The sequence below is a fragment of the Gluconobacter sp. genome, from assembly GCF_047723935.1.
Taxonomy (GTDB): Bacteria; Pseudomonadota; Alphaproteobacteria; order Acetobacterales; family Acetobacteraceae; genus Gluconobacter.
The window spans coordinates 91,922-111,560 of record NZ_JBDOBO010000005.1 but is presented as its reverse complement, the minus strand read 5'-3'; the positions used below and the strand labels follow the sequence as shown (position 1 = coordinate 111,560).

Sequence of the window (19,639 nt, the reverse complement as noted above, 5' to 3'; positions counted from 1 at the left end):
CCCAACGCCAGTGCGACTGAAATCCCGCCCCGCAGCCCTCCCCAGGTCAAAACACCGAGAGCCCTGCCACGCTCACCCTTTTTCAGATGAACCGGCATCGTGGACAGGAACACGCTCAACCCGCGGACAATCACAGACAGGGGAATGATGATGAGCGTCGCCACGAGATTGGGCAGATGCGGCGTGATCTCAAGAAGTTCGAAACCGATCAGCAAGAACAACAGCGCGTTCAGAATTTCGTCGATCAGGCCCCAGAAGGTGGTGAGTTCCTGCCGGGAGTGCTCGGGGATTGCACGCTTGCCAGCATCCGTGGCCAACCACATCCCAGCCACAACGACGGCGATAGGGCCGGACATGTGCAGAGAGCTGGCAAGACTGTAAGTTCCCGTTGCCAGGGCCAGAGAGGCCAGCAGATCAATCTGCATATCCTCTACGCCGCGAATGATTTTCAGAGCGATCCATCCCAAAACGCCCCCCAGCAGGCCTCCACCGACTGCTTCCACCAGAAAGCGCACAACAAAATCCGTCATTGCAACGCTGTGCACGTCTCCGGTCGCAAGGCCGATGACGGTCCCGTACATGACGATGCCAACACCATCGTTAAACAGACTTTCCCCGGCGAAAGTCGCCTGAAGGGCTTCCGGCAACCCCAGACGACGCAGCATTCCCACGACGGAAACCGGGTCAGTTGGGGCAAGAATGGCGCCCAGAACGACACACCAGCTAAAGGGAACATTCATGCCCAATAACGGGAATACAAACCATGCTGCGCCCGCCAGCAGCCCCACTGCCAGAACTGTGCCCAGAATGGCCAGCGCGGCAACAGCTTTTCCCCGTGAGAGCAACAATCCGAGATTGACCTGCATGGCGCCAGCAAACAGCAGGAAAGACAGCGCCCCCTCCAGAAGAGTTTCCGGCAGATTGACCTGACCGAGAAGAGTGCGGGGGATGTGCTGAAGGTCGTAGCCTGGCACCAGAGGGTTGATCAGCATGATCAACATGGAGATGACCATGCTGATCAGAAGGATACCGATCGTCAGAGGAAGCTTGAAAAGACGCTCGTTCAGAACCCCGAAACACGTTGCTCCCAGCATCAGCAAGGCAAAGAGACCCAGCGAGTTCATCCGTTCTTCTCCTCCTGACAGTGCATCATGCACTGACCTTCCGTCGCCAGCCATCAATTCCGTTGCGACGCATTTTTATACGGTCCGTCAGAAACAGAAGCTTCTGTAACAGGCAGAGTTTCCTGCGAAAGATTTCAACATACTACGGGTCAGGATTTTGATGTACCGTTATTCTGAAGACGCGACAGGCGGTTAGCGAGAAAGCCCGTCACCGCGACTTCTTCAGCCGACAGTCCATGCTCCGGCGTGTCCAGAACATCCTGGGCCCGTTTCTGAAATGCTGCCCTCAGGGTTCCATCCAGATGCCCATCCACCACACAGGGATTGATATAGCTTTTGCGACAAACCGCAGGCGTATTGCCAAGCCGGGCAGCCACGGACTTCACCGCTTCCACAACCTGTTTTTTGGCCTTCGCTTTTGTATCGTAGCCACTGAAGGCACAGAGCGTGACGGCGGCAAGCTGCGTAGCGGCCCAAGTGCGAAAATCCTTGGCCGTAATGTCCTCACCAGTGATGGTCTGAAGGTAGTCGTTCACGTCCTGTGAGTGCACATCGTGGCGTTCACCGTTCTCATCCAGATACTGGAAGAGACGTTGCCCCGGCAGATCTTCGAGCCGTGACACAAGCCGCGCCAGCCGGGCGTCGGACAAATCCAGATGCTGCTCAATCCCATGTTTGGCCCTGAAATCAAGCGTGACGTGCTTCCCGGTCACATCCACATGCCGGTGCCGTAGCGTCGTCAGGCCATAACTACGGTTTTCGCGTGCGTACCGGTCATTTCCGATCCGGGCCATCGTCCGTTCCATAATGAAGACAATCGCGGCCAGAACACGGTCCCGGTCCAGCTTTTTTCGCGCCAGATCCTTTGCCACCTGCGCTCTCAAGGCAGGAAGATGCTCACTGAATACAAGCATTCGACCAAACTTGGCGACGTCCCGGGTTTCCCGCCATTTAGGATGATAGCGATACTGCAACCGCCCCCGCGCATCTGTGCCAACAGCTTGCAGATGACCATCGGGATCAGCACAGATCCAGACATCGCGATAAGCCGGAGGAATTCCCAGGCGTTTCAGGCGCCCAATAACGTCCTGATCCGTGATGCGCTCCCCGGAAGGATCGTAATAGGCGAAGCCTTTGCCGGCTCGTCTGCGGGTAATTCCTGGTTCCGTCCTGTCCACATAATGCAGACCCGCGCGCCGGGCCTGTTTCTGCTCAGGTGAAAGTCTTGCTGTCACGGTTTCGCGGTTCCCTGTCCGTCCAACTGTAACAGCGTGCTGCTGGAACCGGAGTTTCGTCAGATCTGCTTACGCTTCCTGATACTTCCTGACATGACACCTGCTTTTCCACAGGTGACTTACAAGGAGGACATTACGGGTAGGGAATACAGATGTGAAACGACTGTTGTTGGGATGCGGTATCTTCCTGCTCGCAAGCTGCGCATCGCATGCACCATCCGATATGTCAGAAACTGCTGACAGCAACGACGGCCCCCCGTTCAGTCAGACGGGCAGTGGGCCTGGTGGAGGCCGCGGCGGCGGTAACAGCATCTGGTCTGATGTATTTCGTACCGCCCTTCAAACTGGAATGGGCTTCGTCCACCACTGAACGAAGCCAGACCCTTATTTGTCTTCGTAACTCAGTCGCCATTCAGCAGGCTCTACATCCGCAAGGCTGTACCATTCCTTCATGAGCGGATGGTGCAACATGCTCTGAACCCAAGCTTTCACAACGGGGTCAACATTAAGTTGATACGTGTGAATCCGGATAGCGACGGGCGCATACATGCAGTCAGCCACCGTCAGGACGTCCCCGAACAGATATGGCGTGGCCGTGCCGGAGCGTATAAGTGCCCCCTTCAGGGTCTCACTCAGCAGAGCAACATCCTTGGCCAGATCTTCGCTGATTTCTGACAAAGGCGCTGGAACACGTTCCACATCCATCGGGCAATTCTGCCGGATTGGGCGGAAACCGGCGTGCATCTGGGCGCTGACGCTGCGGGCATGAGCACGCACCACACGGTCCTGCGGCCAAAGAGACGGCTCATGCTCGGCGCAGTATTCGCAGATGGCCAGACTTTCCCAGACATGCGCGCCATCATGCTGAAGATACGGAACCAGCTTGTTGGGAGAGAGCGCGTGGATTTCCGTGGTCTTGCCACCGCCCTTGAGAGCAATAACCTTCTCGTCCACATCCAGCTTCGCCAGCTTGACGGCCAGCCAGCCTCGCAGGGACCAGGACGAATACCGCCGCGACCCGATCAGAAGTGTCCCTGCCATGCTTACGCTCCCGCCAGAATAAACCCGCCGCCCAGAACACGGCTCCCATCATACAGAACACATGCCTGCCCCGGGGCCGGCATGGCTGGCTCCAGCAGTTCGACTAGCGCGCCACCATTTTCAAGAGGCTTCACCACCGCATCCCGGAGCTTCTCACGGGCACGAATCTGCACACCACAGGATACACCTTCCGGCGGAGCATCAATCAGCCAGTTCATGTCCCGCAAACGGATCGCCTTGCGCGTCTCAACTTCGGTCGCCTGAACGCGAGGTCCAACAACAATCCGGCGCTTTGGCACATCAATCCGCGTTACCATCTGGCGTTCGCCAACGGCTGTATGGATGTCTCCCAGCCGCTTGCTCTGCCCAACCGTATAGCGCGCAACGCCTTCATGATGCCCAAGGACCTTGCCCTGTTCATCCACGATCTCGCCTTCACCCCGAATTTCAGGACGAAGCTTTTCCACGATATCGACGTAAGACCCGCTTGGCACGAAGCAGATGTCCTGACTGTCCGGCTTGGCTGCAATTTCCAGTCCAAGCTCCTGCGCCAGTTCACGCACATGCGCCTTGTCCGGCATCTCGCCAAGCGGGAAGCGCAGGTAATCAAGCTGGTCTTTCGTCGTCGCGAACAGGAACCAGGTCTGGTCCCGCTCTGCATCGACCGGGCGATGCATTTCAGCACCAGACGGACCTTCAACACGCCGGACGTAATGCCCGGTCGCCATCGCTTCACAGCCCAGATCGCGGGCCATGCCCAGAAGATCTGTGAACTTCACGCCCTGATTGCAGGCCACGCATGGCACGGGAGTTTCCCCACGCGCATACGCATCCGCGAAGTTCTCGATCACGCTGTCCCGAAAGCGACTTTCCGCATCAATGACGTAATGCGGGAAATCCAGCTTATCCGCCACGGCGCGGGCATCCATGATGTCGCGTCCGGCACAACAGGCGCCCGGCTTGGACGCCTGGCCGTGATCGTAAAGCTGAAGGGTCGCGCCGATCACCTCGTGGCCCTGCCTTTTGAGCAGCGCGGCCACTACGGAGCTGTCCACGCCTCCCGACATGGCAACGAGGATACGCATGGTCTTCAGCCCGCCTTTGGAAGCTGAACGGTCAGGCCGTCCAGATCTTCGGTCATGACAATTTGGCAGCCCAGACGGGACGTCTGCTCAAGGCCGAAGGCCAGATCCAGCATGTCTTCTTCATCGTCGGTCGGCTCGGACAGCTTGCCCGCCCATTCCGGGTCCACCACGACATGGCACGTCGCACAGGCCAGGGAGCCTTCACAGGCGCCTTCGAGGTCAATGTCATGCTTGTGAGCGATTTCCAGCACCGACAGGCCGACAGGCGCGTCAACTTCACGGCGGGAACCGTCACGTTCGATAAAGGTCATCTTGGGCATGGGCTGTCCGTCTTGTTTCAGTCTCTTGAAGGTTGGCAGGTACGGACAGCCTCGATCAGAAGAGCCGCCGCACGGTCAATACCGGGCTTGGAGGTAGAGCGTCCGACCGACAGGCGCAAGCACCGCGATGCTTTCTCTGCAGAAAGTCCCATCGCCGTCAGCACATAAGAGGGGGTAATTTCTGCGGCCGAGCAAGCTGACCCCGTAGACATGGCAACTTCTGGGACCCGTTCAAGGATGTCCGTCGCCCGCACGCCTTCCGGCAGACAGAAATTCAGCGCACCCGGCAGGCGGGAGACTTCACGTCCATTCAGTTCACATCCTGGAAATGCCGTTTCAATCTGGCGCCACAGATCATCCCGCAGGGCGGAAATCTGCAAAATATCCGTATCCAGTCTTTGTTTCGCCAGCTCCGCAGCTTTCCCGAAACCCACAACTAGAGGAGTGGGCAACGTGCCTGAACGGAAGGCCCGTTCCTGCCCTCCCCCGGAAAAGAGCGGCTGTAGTCGCACACGGGGACGACGCCGCACGTACAGGGCACCAATCCCCTTGGGGCCATACATCTTGTGCGCGGAAAAAGACGCCAGATCGATACCATCCAGAGAAACAGGCAGCTTCCCGGCCATCTGCGCCATGTCGGTGTGAAACAATGCCCCAGCCTCATGGGCGATTCGTGACAGGAGTGGAATGTCCTGCAGGATGCCCGTCTCATTATTTGCCGTCATGATGCTGACAAGGAGTGTCGGCACCGACAGTGCCTCCCGCAGAGCCTCGGGATCAACACGCCCTTGCCCGTCCACTCCCAGGATAAGAGGGTCAAAGCCTTCAGTCTCAAGATCCCGCACGGATTCCAGAACGCATTTATGCTCAGTAGAGACGGTAATGACGCGACGACGCTCATTGCCCATGCGCTTGAGGTGGCGAGCGGCTCCCTTGATGGCAAGATTGTTGGCTTCCGTGGCTCCAGACGTAAAAACGAGCTCCCGGGCTTCAGCCCCGATCAGGTCAGCGATAGTCTGGCGGGCCGCATCAACAGCCTGCGCCGCTTTCTGACCCGAGCCATGAACACTGTGTGGATTACCAAAATCCTCTGCGAACCAGGGCAGCATGGCTTCCACAACCTCAGGGGCGCAGGGCGTTGTGGAAAAATAGTCCAGATAAATCACGCTATACCTTCCACTGACCAGCACAGATCGTTACGGTTCCAGATATAGATGGGCTTTTCAGCCTCGAACCTGTTTCAGGCAGAGAATGCCTCATGGACGCGGTTCCCCTTGGCAGCACTCTGTTTGCCATAGCCTTCGGTATCCTACTCCTCAGCCTCATTTCCCCTTTAGGCCGATGGATCAACGCCCGCAGCGCCCTCCTGGAAGAGCAGGCCCGGAAACTCAGGCTGGAAAATGACCACATGAGCGCGCCTTAACGTTTATTCAAACGACGCGCCATACGCTCATAGGCATCGCAAAACGCGTCAACCTGCCCTGCCCTCACATTCCACGGCAACGACACTCGTATGGCCTGAGAGGCCCCGGTCGTCTCTCCCATCGCCGTCAGCACATGAGATGCCGCGACTTTTCCAGAAGAGCATGCCGAACCGGCAGAAACACAAAATCCTTCCAGATCCAGCGTCATGAGCTGCACCTGTGCGGCTACCCCGTCGAGGATCAGGCAGCTTGTATTCGGCAGGCGAGCGACCTCACGCCCGGCAACACGGGCTCCCGCTGCCATCGCCACCTGTTCGACGCGCTCACGCAATGCCTCAATAGCGGACCAGTCCTGCGCGTGCGCCTCCTCAAAAGCAGCAGCCATGCCCAGAATAGCTGGCAAAGGCTGCGTTCCTCCTCGCCGACCGCGCTCCTGACCGCCCCCCACCATCAGGGCATCAATCGGTTCATCCAGTGGCAGCAGCAACGCGCCTGCGCCTTTTGGTCCGCCCATCTTGTGCCCCGAGAGAGCAACGCTGCACTCAGTCAGGCTGAAAGGCAGTCGCCCAGCGCTCTGAACCGCATCCACATGCAGATGTGCGCCCGAGTCGCGACAGAGTGCAGCCACATCCTCGAGTGGCGACAAAACCCCGGTCTCGTTATTGGCGGCCATGACACAGACAAGTGTTGGCGCCCCATCCGCAAGACGCAGACGGAGAGTCTCAAGGTCCAGAATGCCCTGGTCATTCACCGGAATAACGTCCGCATCCGGGGCGGCTTTACGAACGGCATCATGCTCCGTTGCGCCGATCAGGACCCGACGCCCCTGACCGAACGCATGAATGGCCATTGCATCAGCTTCCGTGCCACCTGACGTGAACACGCAGGTCCCGGAAATCCGCCCGAAACCCGCACTGATACGACTACGGGCATCTTCAAGACATCGCCTGGCTTCGCGCCCTTCCGCGTGGACCGAAGACGGATTGCCGGACAGCAGCAGACCGTACAGCACAGCCTCCCTCGCTGCGGGGCGCAGAGGCTCGGTTGCATTGGCGTCAAGATAGGTCGGAGCAGATGCGTTCGTCATGTTCTCTAGATCGTGCAGAGTTGCAGGAATCGCAATCCCGAGTCGATTTTGGTGGAAATTCTGGCTTTCAACTCGATATACAGACGCCCACCGGAAGGCAGGGCCGTAATCCTGCCGGACATAGAGCGAGAGTATTCATGCCTGAAGTGATGTTCGCCGGCCCAGATGGCCGGCTTGAGGGTCGTTACCACCACTCCAGCGAACCAAACGCTCCCCTTGCCCTGGTGCTGCACCCACACCCGCTTCACGGCGGCACCATGAATAATCGTATTACGTACACGATGTATCGCCACTTCGAGAAGATGGGCTTCTCGGTCATGCGCTACAATTCGCGCGGCGTCGGCCGTTCGCAGGGCCGCTACGATGGCGGTATCGGAGAAATCTCCGATGCAGCTGCAGCACTTGACTGGATGCAGATGGTCAACCCGAACTCCAGCGAACTGTGGATCGCCGGATACTCGTTCGGGGCGTTCGTCGGCATGCAGCTTCTGATGCGCCGCCCGGAAATCAGTGGCTGGATTAGCGTTGCGCCTCCAGCCAATGATTATGACTTCGGCTTCCTTGCACCTTGTCCGTGTAGTGGTCTGATGATCGCTGGCGGCAAGGACGAAATGGCTCCCGAGCCAGGCATCCGCAAGCTGGTCGACAAGCTCAACACGCAGAAGAATGTGACGGTCGATTATCGTATCTTCGACGATGCCGACCACATTTTCGCCAAGCAGGCTGAGCGCGTCGGAGAAGCACTGGAAGATCACGTCATGACCATGCGTGGCCGCAAGGCTCTCGCACTGGCCGCCGACTGAACAAATCTGACGGTTCCATGAAGAAAAAGGCCTGCGCCCTCCGGGACGCGGGCCTTTTCTTTTAGGGCTCTTGCCGGTTCATATACATTATGTAACGATTATTACATGAGCACCCGGCAAGATGTCCTCCCCGTCCGCGTGACGGACCTCTCCAAGCGCTTCGGCAGCTTCACAGCTCTTGATGGCGTATCGTTCACTATAGCACCTGGCGAAACCGTCGCGTTGCTCGGAAAAAACGGGGCCGGAAAATCCACCCTCATCGGATGCCTGATGGGCTTCCTTGTGCCGGATACGGGCTCTGTGGACCTGTTCGGTCAAAACGTTCTGGAACTCCCGAGAGAGTTGAGAGCCCGGACAGGCTTCGTTCCGCAGACCATGACGGGATTCGCGGCGTTCACTGTTGGTAAGCTCATTGATTACATTGGTGCGTTCTACGGTACACTGCCACCGATTGATCCCGCCGTTCTTCGCTGGGCCGATCTTGATCCCAAGAAAATTGTCAAAAACCTCTCCGGTGGTCAGCGCCAGCGCCTCGCAATCCTGCTGGCCATGCGTCACGAGCCGGACTTTCTGGTGCTGGATGAACCCGTGGCCAGTCTGGATCCGCACGCCCGACGGGATTTCATGAATCTTTTGGGAGATTACGCCCGGCGCACAGGGGCCAGCGTCCTGATTTCCTCGCATATCCTGTCAGATCTGGAACGCCTATGCTCCCGCCTTCTGTTCCTGCGTCAAGGTCAGGTTGTGCTGGATGTTCCCACCCCCGTGTTCCGCGCCACAACACGCTGGCTGGATCACGCAACACCGCACATCCTCGATAACGTCCCCCTCCAGATTATCGGCCAGCGCGAAACGAGGCTTCTGGTGCATGGATGGTCGGAAGACACCCTACTGCCTGAAGGAACTAAGGTTTCTGTTCCTGATTTCGAGGATGCCTTCCTTGAAATCACCGCGACGCGAGCTTCCTGATCCATGACGTTGTTTCGTCTCTCTTCACTTGAATGGTCAGACCTGCGTCGAGCCCTTGGCATTTACGCCACGGCGACGTTCCTGCGCGGCAACTACATGATCTTGATGCTCGCCTGCTGGGTGATTGCCGCTCTTTCCACTCTCTGGGACCTGCATGGTCTGCTCAGACATGAAACGTTGGCGGAGGCTTTGTCGCACGCCAACGTTTTCTATGTGATCCTCGTCGTGATGGTCGTTCAGAGTGTGCTCCAGCTTCATACGAACAATCAGATCAGCGGCTCACAGGCTCCATCCATCCCTGGACTGGCCCTTGCCGAAGCCCGGGCCGCCAGCATTGTCGCGAGCGTGATCATTCTGGGGCTCGCCGGCGTGATGAGACTGCTGCCGGTTCCTTTCCACGACGCCCTTTTCTTTATCCTTTTCAACGCCATCCCCTCAACTGTGCAGTGGTACGCTCCCCCGCGTGAGCAATCTGGCAAAAAACGGGTCGCCATTCTTCTCTTCGGCGTGGCCTTGATGGTTGGGCAGTTTGCACTGGTACTCGTCTCAGATGCCACCTACTGGATGCTGACACGCCCTGCTGTTCTGACCATTCCCGCCAGCATCATTCTGTTCATGGCACTGATCGGCAGTATCCTGTCCCTCCCGAACCGGCTGTATGGCAGCAAACCCCTTGCACCGGCCGCTCATGAGACAGGGCAGTCTCTTCCGGCAGAGACAACACATTCCAGTCGCGCAAGACCTCCCACACAGCGTTCTTTGACGCCTTATCAACTCCGTCAGATGCTTCTTGCGCCCGTCACCCCCGTCACTTTCAGAACCGACATTCTGGTCAGCCTGTTTCTCATTCCAGTGACACTGTCTGTCTTTGCAATGATAGAGGCGTTTCTCGCCCATCGCAGTTTCAGTTCGGCCTGGGTCAAGTCCGTGGGAACGGGCTGCGTCATGCTGGTCATCGGGGACAAGTGGCTATTGGACCGACAGCACTGGCCGCTCCTTCTTGTTACAGGGCGTTTTGGCAGCAGACTGGAGTTTGTACGGGCCGTTTTCAGAGCCAAACTCTCCCGAATGCTGATCATCACCCCCATCCGGGTGCTTACCCTTGTCGTACCTTATGCAGTCCTGAAGCCTCTGCTTCCTGCAACTGCCATCTTTGAGGCGCTGGACCTGATCGTACTTGTCGGCGGCATGACCCTTTGCTCCGCCCTGCCGTTCGTGATCATGCGCGCGCCCCCAAAATCAGTCGTTTTTGCCTTTAATCTCGCCCCGCTCCTTCTGATCCAGATGTGTTCGCCTTTTCTGCTGAGTGTCAGATATGCCGCATATCTGGCTATCACGGCGCTTGTTCTCGGGCTCCTCAGCTACTGTTTTGCACCCTATCGACTGAGCCGGTCAGACTGGCCTTACGAAAACGAATAACTGATCGGAACAGAAATTCTGACGCCGAGACATTTTCAGCGAATACCTTCGGGCAGTCTTCAGAAATCAGCCCCAACCTGCGCAAACACATAGCGTCCGGGAATAAATCCTGAATATTGCATGACCGCGGTATTGGACGCCCCGTCTACTACAAAGGGCGGCTGCCGATTGAACAGGTTGTTGATGCCCGTATTGAACGTCCATCGACCTGCCCGATATCCCACCGTCACATCCTGAAGGAAAACGCCCGGCGAGCGCGTACGCCCAGCCGTCTGCGGCGCCAGATCGTTCGTGCCATCATTCCAGTGCATGCCGCCAATATACTGCACCATGTAGGTCAGGCTGAACGCGCCATGCTGCCAACTGACCGTGGTGTAACTCCGCTCACGCGGCATGCCGCTTCCAGCCAAATAGAGCAATCGACCTGTGTAATTCCGCCATGCGCCACCCGGCGTGTACTGCTGGAAATACCCAATCAACTGCTGATAGTTTTCAGACAGGGACAGACTGTCATGCCGCCCCAGACGCATCCGATATGTCAGGTCGATATCCAAACCATTTGTCCGCAGGCCACCAAGGTTCTGCTGAACGGCAGAAATGGCCGTGAGTTGTCCGTTTGTGGAACGAGGCGAAACCAGGGAGCAAAGCTGTGGTTCCGTTCCCGTATAGCATCCGTCCAGAATATATTGCGTACTCGGCGCAGAGATCATGTTCTGCAACGTGTAGTGCCAGTATTCGACGGATAGCGAGAGATGCGGCACCCAATGCGGCGTGACAACTGTTCCAATTGTATAGGTGCGGCCCGTTTCTGGCTTTAGAGCCGCGTTTCCGCCCGACAGCGTGGGCAACTGCCCCACGAACGCCGAATTGAACGTCTCGGGATTGATCCCTTCAGACACGCACCGTGCCCGGACCGTACCGGCCCGCGCACCATAGGCTCCGGCCTGACTGCATGGATCGGACGCAGACGGATAACTCAGCGTGCGGCCACCGTAGAGGCTATAGATACTCGGCTGCCGGTAGGACGTTCCGAGAGTGGCGCGAAACGCGATGTCCTGAACCGGTGCCCAGTGCAGCCCGACCTTCCAGTTCTTTGTTGTTCCAAACGTGTTGTAGGCAGAAATACGCCCCTGAAGATCCACCGTCAGGTCCCGGGCCAGAAAAGCATGTTCGAGAAGCGGTATTTTCCCTTCGACATATCCTTCCGTCACATGGAAGCCACCCCCCGTATAAGCCGTGGTTGCACCCGTTGAGTCGCCACGTTCAACTATGGGGTCCGGCTTGTAGCTAAGCTGTTCGCTTCGGTGTTCCATCCCGAAAGCCAGACCGATCTGACCGCCGTGACGGTATGGCAGGCTCAAAACATGATTGTTATGAAAGCGCAAATTGACGTCCCGCATCTGGTAATCCGCGTGGTCGCGCTGCGTAAACCGGACGTAATTTGCGGCCTGTTCCGAATACGGCGCGAACGGGTTTTGCAGAACGCAGCCTGAAACAGCCACGCAGATATCTGGGTTGTATCGCACCGCACTCGACGAACGGGATGGATCGAGCTGCTCCGTGCCTGTCGTTTCCAAAAGGTGTCGATAGTTGACCATATTCTGCGTCTGCGCCGTCAACTGACTGACGCCGTAAGTCATGGACGCATCGTACTGCCAGTCTCCGACAATGCGTCCTTTGGCACCACCAATGACCGTCCAGGTATCCACAGCAAAATCATTTTGCCGGTATCCGACATCTTCCATCCGCTTCGTCACAGCGTAATCCTTACCCCATGGATTATCAGGACTATCCGCTGGAATGATCCAGGAAGACGGAAGACTGGAAGGCGGGATGCTCCCTTGCACAGGAGAAGGGGAAAGCTGCCGGGACGCCGTAGTGTGGCTGTAACGAACGTTGGAATACAGCGTGATGTGTGAGTTCAGATCGTAATGGGCATCACCAGACAAGGCCGCCTTCTGATGATAGTTCTGAAGCATTGAGCCTTCAGCGAAATTATACAGATCTGAAGACTGAAAGGCCCGAAAACCGCCATTCCCGTCAGGGACCATGCGCTTGCCTGTCACCGGGTTAAACGCCACGCCTGATGGGATAATGGAGGAGCCAAAACTTGGCGCTCCAGAAGCCGGATTGTCGTTCTGTGGCAGCGCAGCCCACCGTCGGTCCCGTGAAGAAATCGGTCCAGTCGTATCGTACTGACCAAACAGGGTGACGTTGCCGCGCCCATGATCGAAATTGAAGCCCTTGTAACCAGAAATCAGCCCCGATCGACTGTCTCCATATTGGGTGATGCCGCCCTTGATCGTCAGGTTTCCTCCCGTCAGATCATGTTTCAGCCGGATATTGATGACGCCTGAGACAGCATCCGCTCCGTAGAGTTCGGAACCACCATCTTTCAGGATTTCAATCCGGTCGATCTGCTGCACGGGGATGGCGTTGAGATCGACACATTCAGATCCGGCATTCATCGCCGTGCGCTTGCCATCAATCAGAATTAGAACACGTCCTTGCCCCAGATTACGCAGGTCTGTGCAAGACACGCCGCCACCGCCGTTCGTGCGGGTATTGGGTGTTCCCGATGAGCCGACAGAGGGCAGACGCGTCAGGTAGTCGCCGAGGGAAATGGCCGAGGTTTTCTGGATATCCTTCGCCGAAATGATCTGGACCGGATTGGCTGTCTTGTTCCCTCCTCCTCCAAGATAGGATCCCGTTACAACAATATCCTCGGACTTCGAGGACTTGAGGGTCTCTGTCCGGTCATCTGCAAAGACGACAGGGCTCCACATCATGCTGCCAATCAGAGCCGGATAAAAAGGACGAACAGCTTTCCGAAAAGGGCGGACAGACATGGGAAATACACACTCAGACATTATGTTACGATATAACATATCTTTAGTGATCGACGGGGCTGCCCTTCAAGCGACAAACAATGACCATCCTGTTGCGTCCGGTATCATGGGGCACATGGTCGTGCTTTGCGCGATGTTATGATAGACAGACCTTCCCCTTTTCCGACAGCGCAGCAGCAAGACCGATCCATGCCAAAGAGTCCGTTCCTTCTTGAAGCCCAGGCACGCGGCCTGATTTTCCAGTGCACCGACCTCGACGCCCTTGATGAAGCCATGTTGGCTGGACCGATTACTGCCTATGTAGGCTTCGACCCGACGGCGGACTCCCTGCATGTGGGCAATGCTATGTCCATCATGGCGCTGCGCCTGTTGCAGAAGCATGGTCATCGCCCAATTGCCCTGATGGGTGGCGGCACGGCAAAGATCGGTGATCCGTCTTTCCGTGACGAAGCCCGTTCGCTCATGACGAACGACACCATCGCGCACAATATCGCTGGCATTGAACAGTCCCTGCGTCAGTTCATCACCTTCAGCGATGAAGACCCGTCCAGCGGCGCGATCCTCGCCAACAATGCGGAATGGCTAGACAAGCTGTCCTACATCAATCTTCTGCAGGATGTCGGCGTTCATTTCTCCATCAGCCGTATGCTGTCTTTCGAGAGCGTGAAGCAGCGTCTGGACCGTGAGCAGGGCCTGACGTTCCTGGAGTTCAACTACTCTATCCTTCAGTCCTACGATTTCCGTGAACTGAACCGCCGCCATGGAGCCGTGCTTCAGATGGGCGGTTCGGACCAGTGGGGCAACATTGTTGCCGGTATCGACCTGACGCGTCGCACTGATGGCAAGCAGGTGTTTGGTCTCACCACGCCTCTCGTCACCACGTCGTCCGGCGTAAAGATGGGCAAGTCTGCACAGGGTGCCACATGGCTCCGCGCCGAGAAGCGCCCGGTCTTTGACTACTGGCAGTTCTGGCGCAACACGGAAGACGCCGATGTCGGCCGCTTCCTCAAACTTTTCACGGATCTGCCTGTGGAAGAATGCGAGCAACTGGGCGCACTTGAAGGGGCAGACATCAACGAAGCCAAGAAGATCCTCGCCACGGAAGCCACTGCGATCTGTCACGGACGCACGGCTGCAGAAGAGGCTGCCGAGACGGCCCGCAAGGTCTTCGAACAGGGCTCCACAACGGCCGCTCTTCCGGAAATCGATCTTCCCGCCAATATGCTGGCCGAAGGTCTTCCGGCGTTCCGCGTCTTTCAGGAGGCCGGTCTTGCCGCCAGTGGTGGGGAGGCCCGTCGGCTGATCCGTGGCGGTGGTGGCCGCGTCAATGACGTCGTCATTTCCGATGAGAACCAGACCTTCACCCTTGAGGATCTGCGCGAGGGTACGCTGAAGGTCTCGTCCGGCAAGAAGAAGCACATTCTTATCCGTCCGGTCTAAATCTGACAGATGTCATGACCTAGTCATGACGTCCTTCACTGTTTCGGATCATGGCTTGTGTCATAATCTTTCCGAAACAGTGGAGTCCGCGGTCGTGACAAGTCAAAAAAACTGGAAAGCCCTTTCCACCGATGCCGCCGGACTGCTGTTCGCAGTCATCTGGGCAGCACGCGGTGCCATGGCAGCGCATGTCTCCACAATTGCCATGGCCATCCCGATTGCTGTCATCACGCTGGCCCTGCTTGCCGGGTTTGCCAGACGCGACCTGATCCAGTGTCGCCCCGAGCGCATTTGGGACGCGGCCCTGCTGCGCCGTGTGAAGATCATGCGCATCATTGCCATCACTGTAATGATTACGTCCGTCCGCAGCACGCATCATCCGGAACTGCTTTACCCGCTGCTCGGATGCATTATTGGCCTTTCGTACATCCCTATGGGCCGCGCGATGCACGAACCCATTCACGTCATCATGGGTTTTGTGATTGTCAGCGTGTCAGCTCTTTCTTTCCTGCTTCCAGAACCGCTACATCTTGAAGTCGCAGGCTTTGGAACTGCTCTGGCCATCTGGGTCGGTGCCGTTATCCGTCTGCGCAATTCCGGAACCCTGTCCTTTCTGCCGAAGAACGCCTTGCCCTCATGACAGAAATAGAGACCTTCATCCCGCTTCCTGGAAACAAGGAAGACAACTGGCCGAGCTTCAACCGGTATCGGGTCTCTTATCTCGTTTATCTTCTGATCTACCCTATTCCCTGGTTGATCCATGGAGAACCCACCCTTCCGGCAGCCCTCTTTTCTGCGGGCGCAACGGGCGTTTTCCTGCTGCTGTATTTCGCGCCCTACCGCAATGACCGGTATTATGGGCTGCCAGAAATCATCTTCACGGCCCTTATCGGATTTGCGACCGCATGGACGCAGGGCGACTGGCTGGTCTTCAATATTTATGCCACCGCCATGTGCGCCTGTTTCAGGCAGATGCGGCAAGCTGTCCTGACAATTGTATGTTTGCAGATCGCCCTGTTCGCGTTTGTCTGGCTTCAGGACAAATCCATGCTCCACGCGAGCATCGGGGCCTTCTTTAGCATCATCACCTATGTCGGGACGTGGATGCAGTGGAAACTCGGCCTGCAAAACCTGCAACTCCGCAAGGCACAACACGAAATCCGCACTCTGGCCGCCACAGCAGAGCGCGAGCGTATCGCCCGGGACGTACATGATCTTCTGGGCCATTCCCTGACGGTCATTTCAGTCAAAGCCGAGTTGGCCAACCGCCTGTTCGAGACGCACCCCGACCGCGCACAGCGGGAACTTCAGGACATCACACAGATTGCCCGGACGTCTTTGAAAGAAGTCCGCGAGGCTGTCACCGGCATGAATGGTGCGTCCCTTCAGCATGAACTGGAGCGCGCCCGCAAGGCGCTTGAAGCAGCGTCCATCAGTCTGACCATCCATCACGCTGAGCGTCTCGAAGATCACCCACAAAGCAGCGTTCTGGCGATGGCATTGCGAGAGGCCGTCACGAACGTAATCCGTCATTCCGGTGCGCGCCATTGCACCATCAGTTTTGACTGTGATGCTGCGGGTCAACCCTGTGCCATTCGCATTGAAGATGATGGCGCCCAGCAGTCAGGCCGGTCTCCGGCTCCTCCGCAGGAAGGGAACGGCCTTCGTGGCATGAGAACACGTCTTGCCGCTGCGGGAGGCTCCTTGATGCTAAGCCATACCTCCAGCGGCCTCCGACTCACAGCGAGTATTACCCCATGATCCGCCTTATCCTGGCCGAAGACCAAGCCATGCTTCTGGATGCTTTTGAAGCGCTTCTTGGCCTTGAAGAAGACATTCAGATCGTGGGGCGCGCACCAGATGGACAACGGGCGCTTCAGCTCGCCGCCGACCTGCGCCCGGATGTCATCATCACGGATATCGAAATGCCGAACATGACAGGCATTGAACTGGCAGAAAAAATCCGGGAGCAGGGCCTTCCAAGCCGTGTCATGATCGTAACGACTTTTGGCCGTGCCGGATATCTGCGCCGTGCTCTTCAGGCAGGCGTGCGGGGATACATGCTCAAGGATGCCCCGATTACGCAACTCGCCGATGCTATTCGGAAAGTCGCTGCTGGTGGCCGCGCCATTGCGTCAGATCTGGCAGAGTCTGTCTGGGATGCCCTGCCCGACCCGTTGTCAGACCGTGAGCGGTCCATGCTCCGTCTGGCTGAAGCCGGGCGAACGAACAAGGAGATCGCTGAAGAACTCTCCCTGTCCGCCGGGACAGTCCGCAACTACTTCTCGGAAATTGTTCAGAAACTCGATGCCCGTAACCGGATTGAAGCCGGGCGCGTCGCCCGACAGAACGGCTGGCTCTGACCCCAGCCGCAACGACGGTTCAGGACGGCGCAAATCCCTGCACGCCAACCTGCAGCACAAACAGTGACCCGGCTGCGCACATGAACAGATGGTCGCGTTTCGGGCCGCCGAACGTCAGGTTTGAGCACCCCTGCGGTAAGCGAAGCCGACCAATGAGCTTGCCCGCCGGATTAAAAACGAACACCCCGCACAAGCCGAGCGGACCCGACGCGCCACACCACAAGTTCCCGAATACATCCACACGAATGCCATCCGGGTTCATCTGCGCGCCATTCAGCTTCATGTCCACAAAAATGCGCCCGTTGGTGAGGCTGCTGCCATTCACGTCATAGACATGGATCGCCTGATCGCCACCCGCTTTCTGCCCCGGCCCTTTAGGCGTCGAAACGACGTAAAGCTTTTTGTAGTCGGGAGAAAAACACAGTCCGTTCGGATCAAGTAGATCCTTTTCCTGCAAAACGGCCTGAAGCGTTCCATCCGGGGCGATGCGAAAGACATGGTCACTCTGTCGTTTGGTCCCGCCAATTTCACCCGTCAGTTCACGGCCAATATTCCAGCGAATTTTTCCGTCCGGATTGGTGGGCCCACCGGGTTCATCTGCATGCCCTTCCGTAATATTCGTGCCGTAACCGGGGTCCGTGAACCACAAGCTTCCATCGGGGTGAGGCACAACATCGTTGGGGGAATTTAACCCCTTCCCTTCGAACTTATCCGCGAGAACCTTAACGCTTCCGTCGTGCTCCCATCGCACGACCCGCCGGAAAAAGTCTTCACAGACAACAAGCCGACCATCGAAATCAAAGCAGTTCCCATTGGCCGCATAGCCATCGGGGCGGAAATCCGTGATTTCTCCAGTTTCCCAAATATAGCGTAACGCACGGGAGCGAATAACATCACTGAGAACCAGAAAGCGCCCTTCACTACTCCATGCAGGACCTTCCAGCCAACCGCCCTGATCCCACACGCGACGAATGGGGGCCGCGAAATACGTCAAATCACGAAACGAGGGATCAATCGCAATCACGTCAGGATCAGGCAGATAACTGGGACCTGCTTTCTCACCCCATGCTCTAGGGGGCTGGCTGATAACACTCGGGGGCTCTACTGCCCCCTGAGGCTGAGCCGCTTTGGCTTTGGCAGCACCAAGACAGACCAGCCCTGCTGCTCCCGAAAGAACTGTGCGGCGCGCCAGAACAACACCTGACTGGCTATTCCCGTCAGTCTGAACACTCGTTTCGTCAGACATCGTCCCTCTCCAAATAGAACGTGCCTATTCTCGTTGTTTTCCTGAAAGGCGAAAATCAAAATTTCGGAATAACCAGGAAATACCAGAGAATTTCGAGAAAAACGTCTACCGCGCTTCAGCCTCGATCAGACGCACCACGAGGTCCATGATCCGTTTTTCGCTATAGGACGCAACCGCCCGCTGCCGCCCCCGCTCTCCCATAGCACGCGCCAGAGGTAGATCCTGTGTCACTGTTCTCAGCGCCCGAGCCAATGGCGCGGACAGACCGGGAGGCACCAGAAATCCGGTCTGTCCATCCACGACCTGTTCTCGCGGACCGCGAACATCAGTCGCCACTACAGGCAATTCCGTCAGCATCGCTTCAATGACGGACATGGGAAGCCCTTCAAAGTGGCTTGGAAGCGCAAACACGTCTGCGGCGGCAAGAAGATCTGGCACATCTTCCCGATAACCCAGCATCCGCAACCGCGGGCCCAAAAGCTGTCTGGCTCTGTCAAACGCGGGCCCGAGGGCATCGCCATGATCAGATGGCAGCCGCTCCCCCACAACCCAGAGTTCAGCTCCTGGCACATCTTCCATGGCTCGTAGAAGCTCCGGATGGCCTTTGTGGCGCACCAGTCGCGAAACCACGATAACCACGGGGCGATCTTCCGGAACACCCAACTCCCTACGGATACGGGCCCGCACCAAGGGATTAGCATGAAAGCGCTTGGGGTCACGGCCATTACCAATAGCAACGGGATGCACATTCAGGTGCAGGCGTCTTGCGTCCCGTGCCTCTTCAACCGAGACGGTCATGTACAGATCGGTGATCCGACCTGCGGCCCATTCCAGAACAACGGAGAGTACCCGGCGGGCCAAAGATCCAGGTTGATTGAACAGGAAACCATGACAGGTGTAGGCAATGATCCTGACACCACAAAGACGTGCAGCAAACCTCGCCAGAATGCCACTGATGGGCATATGTCCATGCACGACGTCAGGCTTCTCCCGGCGAATAAGCCGGATCAGCGCGACAAACGCGCGAAGCTGTGCAACCGGTGACAATGACCGCGCCATCGGCACTGAATGAACGACAAACCCATCTGCACGAACTGGCGCCAGATGGGGGCCTTCCGCACAGGCCCCTTGAACCTCATGCCCGGCGGCACGAAGCGCCTTCATTAAGGGAAACAGGAACTGGCGGAGGGAGAAATCAACGTTTGTGATTTCAAGAATCTTCACAGCAGCACCA

Annotated in this window: 18 protein-coding genes; 8 read left to right on the top strand and 10 right to left on the bottom strand. The window is 57.3% G+C overall.

What is annotated here, in order from left to right; translation table 11 throughout:
• The 6 genes from ABF979_RS04655 to ABF979_RS04630 form a co-directional block, all read right to left on the bottom strand.
• Positions 1 to 1,124, bottom strand: a 1,124-nt coding sequence (locus tag ABF979_RS04655) for a cation:proton antiporter (protein ID WP_415558120.1), incomplete at its 3' end; no start/stop codon positions are given.
• 149 nt (positions 1,125 to 1,273) lie between these two features.
• The gene (locus ABF979_RS04650) at positions 1,274 to 2,359 is read right to left on the bottom strand and encodes a DNA topoisomerase IB (protein ID WP_415558118.1); all 1,086 of its coding nucleotides are present in this window, start codon (positions 2,357 to 2,359) and stop codon (positions 1,274 to 1,276) included.
• A 384-nt stretch (positions 2,360 to 2,743) separates the two neighbouring features.
• Positions 2,744 to 3,400, bottom strand: a complete 657-nt coding sequence (locus ABF979_RS04645; RefSeq protein WP_415558116.1) for a glutathione S-transferase family protein — start codon at positions 3,398 to 3,400, stop codon at positions 2,744 to 2,746.
• Between the two features lie 2 nt (positions 3,401 to 3,402).
• Positions 3,403 to 4,485 carry a tRNA 2-thiouridine(34) synthase MnmA gene (gene mnmA / locus ABF979_RS04640; protein WP_046900760.1) on the bottom strand — a complete coding sequence of 361 codons (1,083 nt, stop codon included), beginning with the start codon at positions 4,483 to 4,485 and terminating at the stop codon, positions 3,403 to 3,405.
• Between the two features lie 5 nt (positions 4,486 to 4,490).
• Positions 4,491 to 4,805, bottom strand: coding sequence for a ferredoxin family 2Fe-2S iron-sulfur cluster binding protein (locus ABF979_RS04635; RefSeq protein WP_046900759.1), 315 nt, complete (start codon positions 4,803 to 4,805; stop codon positions 4,491 to 4,493).
• A gap of 17 nt (positions 4,806 to 4,822) precedes the next feature.
• The gene (locus ABF979_RS04630) at positions 4,823 to 5,971 is read right to left on the bottom strand and encodes a cysteine desulfurase family protein (RefSeq protein ID WP_415558114.1); all 1,149 of its coding nucleotides are present in this window, start codon (positions 5,969 to 5,971) and stop codon (positions 4,823 to 4,825) included.
• Positions 5,972 to 6,063: 92 nt separating this feature from the next.
• On the opposite strand from ABF979_RS04630, the gene ABF979_RS04625 reads away from it, so the two are divergent.
• The gene (locus tag ABF979_RS04625) at positions 6,064 to 6,228 is read left to right on the top strand and encodes a hypothetical protein (RefSeq protein WP_415558112.1); all 165 of its coding nucleotides are present in this window, start codon (positions 6,064 to 6,066) and stop codon (positions 6,226 to 6,228) included.
• Here the strand turns inward: ABF979_RS04625 and ABF979_RS04620 are convergent.
• Entirely contained in the window at positions 6,225 to 7,316 is a 1,092-nt protein-coding gene (locus ABF979_RS04620; RefSeq protein WP_415558110.1) for a cysteine desulfurase family protein, read from the bottom strand. The two genes, ABF979_RS04625 and ABF979_RS04620, sit on opposite strands and share 4 nt — an antisense overlap.
• A gap of 137 nt (positions 7,317 to 7,453) precedes the next feature.
• Between ABF979_RS04620 and ABF979_RS04615 the strand changes: the two genes are divergently transcribed.
• The 3 genes from ABF979_RS04615 to ABF979_RS04605 all read left to right on the top strand — a co-directional run bounded on the left by ABF979_RS04615 (position 7,454) and on the right by ABF979_RS04605 (position 10,507).
• Positions 7,454 to 8,119: an alpha/beta hydrolase gene (locus tag ABF979_RS04615; RefSeq protein ID WP_064274695.1), complete on the top strand. Its 666-nt coding sequence runs from the start codon at positions 7,454 to 7,456 to the stop codon at positions 8,117 to 8,119.
• A gap of 105 nt (positions 8,120 to 8,224) precedes the next feature.
• The gene (locus ABF979_RS04610) at positions 8,225 to 9,088 is read left to right on the top strand and encodes an ABC transporter ATP-binding protein (RefSeq protein ID WP_415558108.1); all 864 of its coding nucleotides are present in this window, start codon (positions 8,225 to 8,227) and stop codon (positions 9,086 to 9,088) included.
• Between the two features lie 3 nt (positions 9,089 to 9,091).
• Positions 9,092 to 10,507, top strand: coding sequence for an ABC transporter permease (locus ABF979_RS04605; RefSeq protein ID WP_415558106.1), 1,416 nt, complete (start codon positions 9,092 to 9,094; stop codon positions 10,505 to 10,507).
• Positions 10,508 to 10,566: 59 nt separating this feature from the next.
• Here ABF979_RS04605 and ABF979_RS04600 read toward each other — a convergent pair whose 3' ends face one another.
• The gene (locus tag ABF979_RS04600; RefSeq protein WP_415558104.1) at positions 10,567 to 13,356 is read right to left on the bottom strand and encodes a TonB-dependent receptor domain-containing protein; all 2,790 of its coding nucleotides are present in this window, start codon (positions 13,354 to 13,356) and stop codon (positions 10,567 to 10,569) included.
• Positions 13,357 to 13,545: 189 nt separating this feature from the next.
• Between ABF979_RS04600 and tyrS the strand changes: the two genes are divergently transcribed.
• From tyrS to ABF979_RS04580, 4 genes are all read left to right on the top strand, one after another.
• Entirely contained in the window at positions 13,546 to 14,796 is a 1,251-nt protein-coding gene (tyrS, locus tag ABF979_RS04595) for a tyrosine--tRNA ligase (protein ID WP_415558102.1), read from the top strand.
• A gap of 94 nt (positions 14,797 to 14,890) precedes the next feature.
• Entirely contained in the window at positions 14,891 to 15,436 is a 546-nt protein-coding gene (locus ABF979_RS04590) for a hypothetical protein (RefSeq protein ID WP_415558100.1), read from the top strand.
• On the top strand, positions 15,433 to 16,557 hold the full coding sequence (locus tag ABF979_RS04585; RefSeq protein ID WP_415558098.1) for a sensor histidine kinase: 1,125 nt from the start codon (positions 15,433 to 15,435) through the stop codon (positions 16,555 to 16,557). The genes ABF979_RS04590 and ABF979_RS04585 overlap by 4 nt, the downstream gene beginning before the upstream one ends.
• The gene (locus ABF979_RS04580; RefSeq protein WP_046900746.1) at positions 16,554 to 17,159 is read left to right on the top strand and encodes a response regulator transcription factor; all 606 of its coding nucleotides are present in this window, start codon (positions 16,554 to 16,556) and stop codon (positions 17,157 to 17,159) included. The genes ABF979_RS04585 and ABF979_RS04580 overlap by 4 nt, the downstream gene beginning before the upstream one ends.
• A gap of 19 nt (positions 17,160 to 17,178) precedes the next feature.
• On the opposite strand, the gene ABF979_RS04575 is transcribed toward ABF979_RS04580, so the two are convergent.
• The gene (locus ABF979_RS04575; RefSeq protein ID WP_415558096.1) at positions 17,179 to 18,405 is read right to left on the bottom strand and encodes an SMP-30/gluconolactonase/LRE family protein; all 1,227 of its coding nucleotides are present in this window, start codon (positions 18,403 to 18,405) and stop codon (positions 17,179 to 17,181) included.
• Positions 18,406 to 18,510: 105 nt separating this feature from the next.
• A complete protein-coding gene (locus ABF979_RS04570; RefSeq protein WP_415558094.1) occupies positions 18,511 to 19,629 on the bottom strand; it encodes a glycosyltransferase family 4 protein in 1,119 nt (372 codons plus the stop codon).
• Between the last annotated feature and the right edge of the window lie 10 nt (positions 19,630 to 19,639).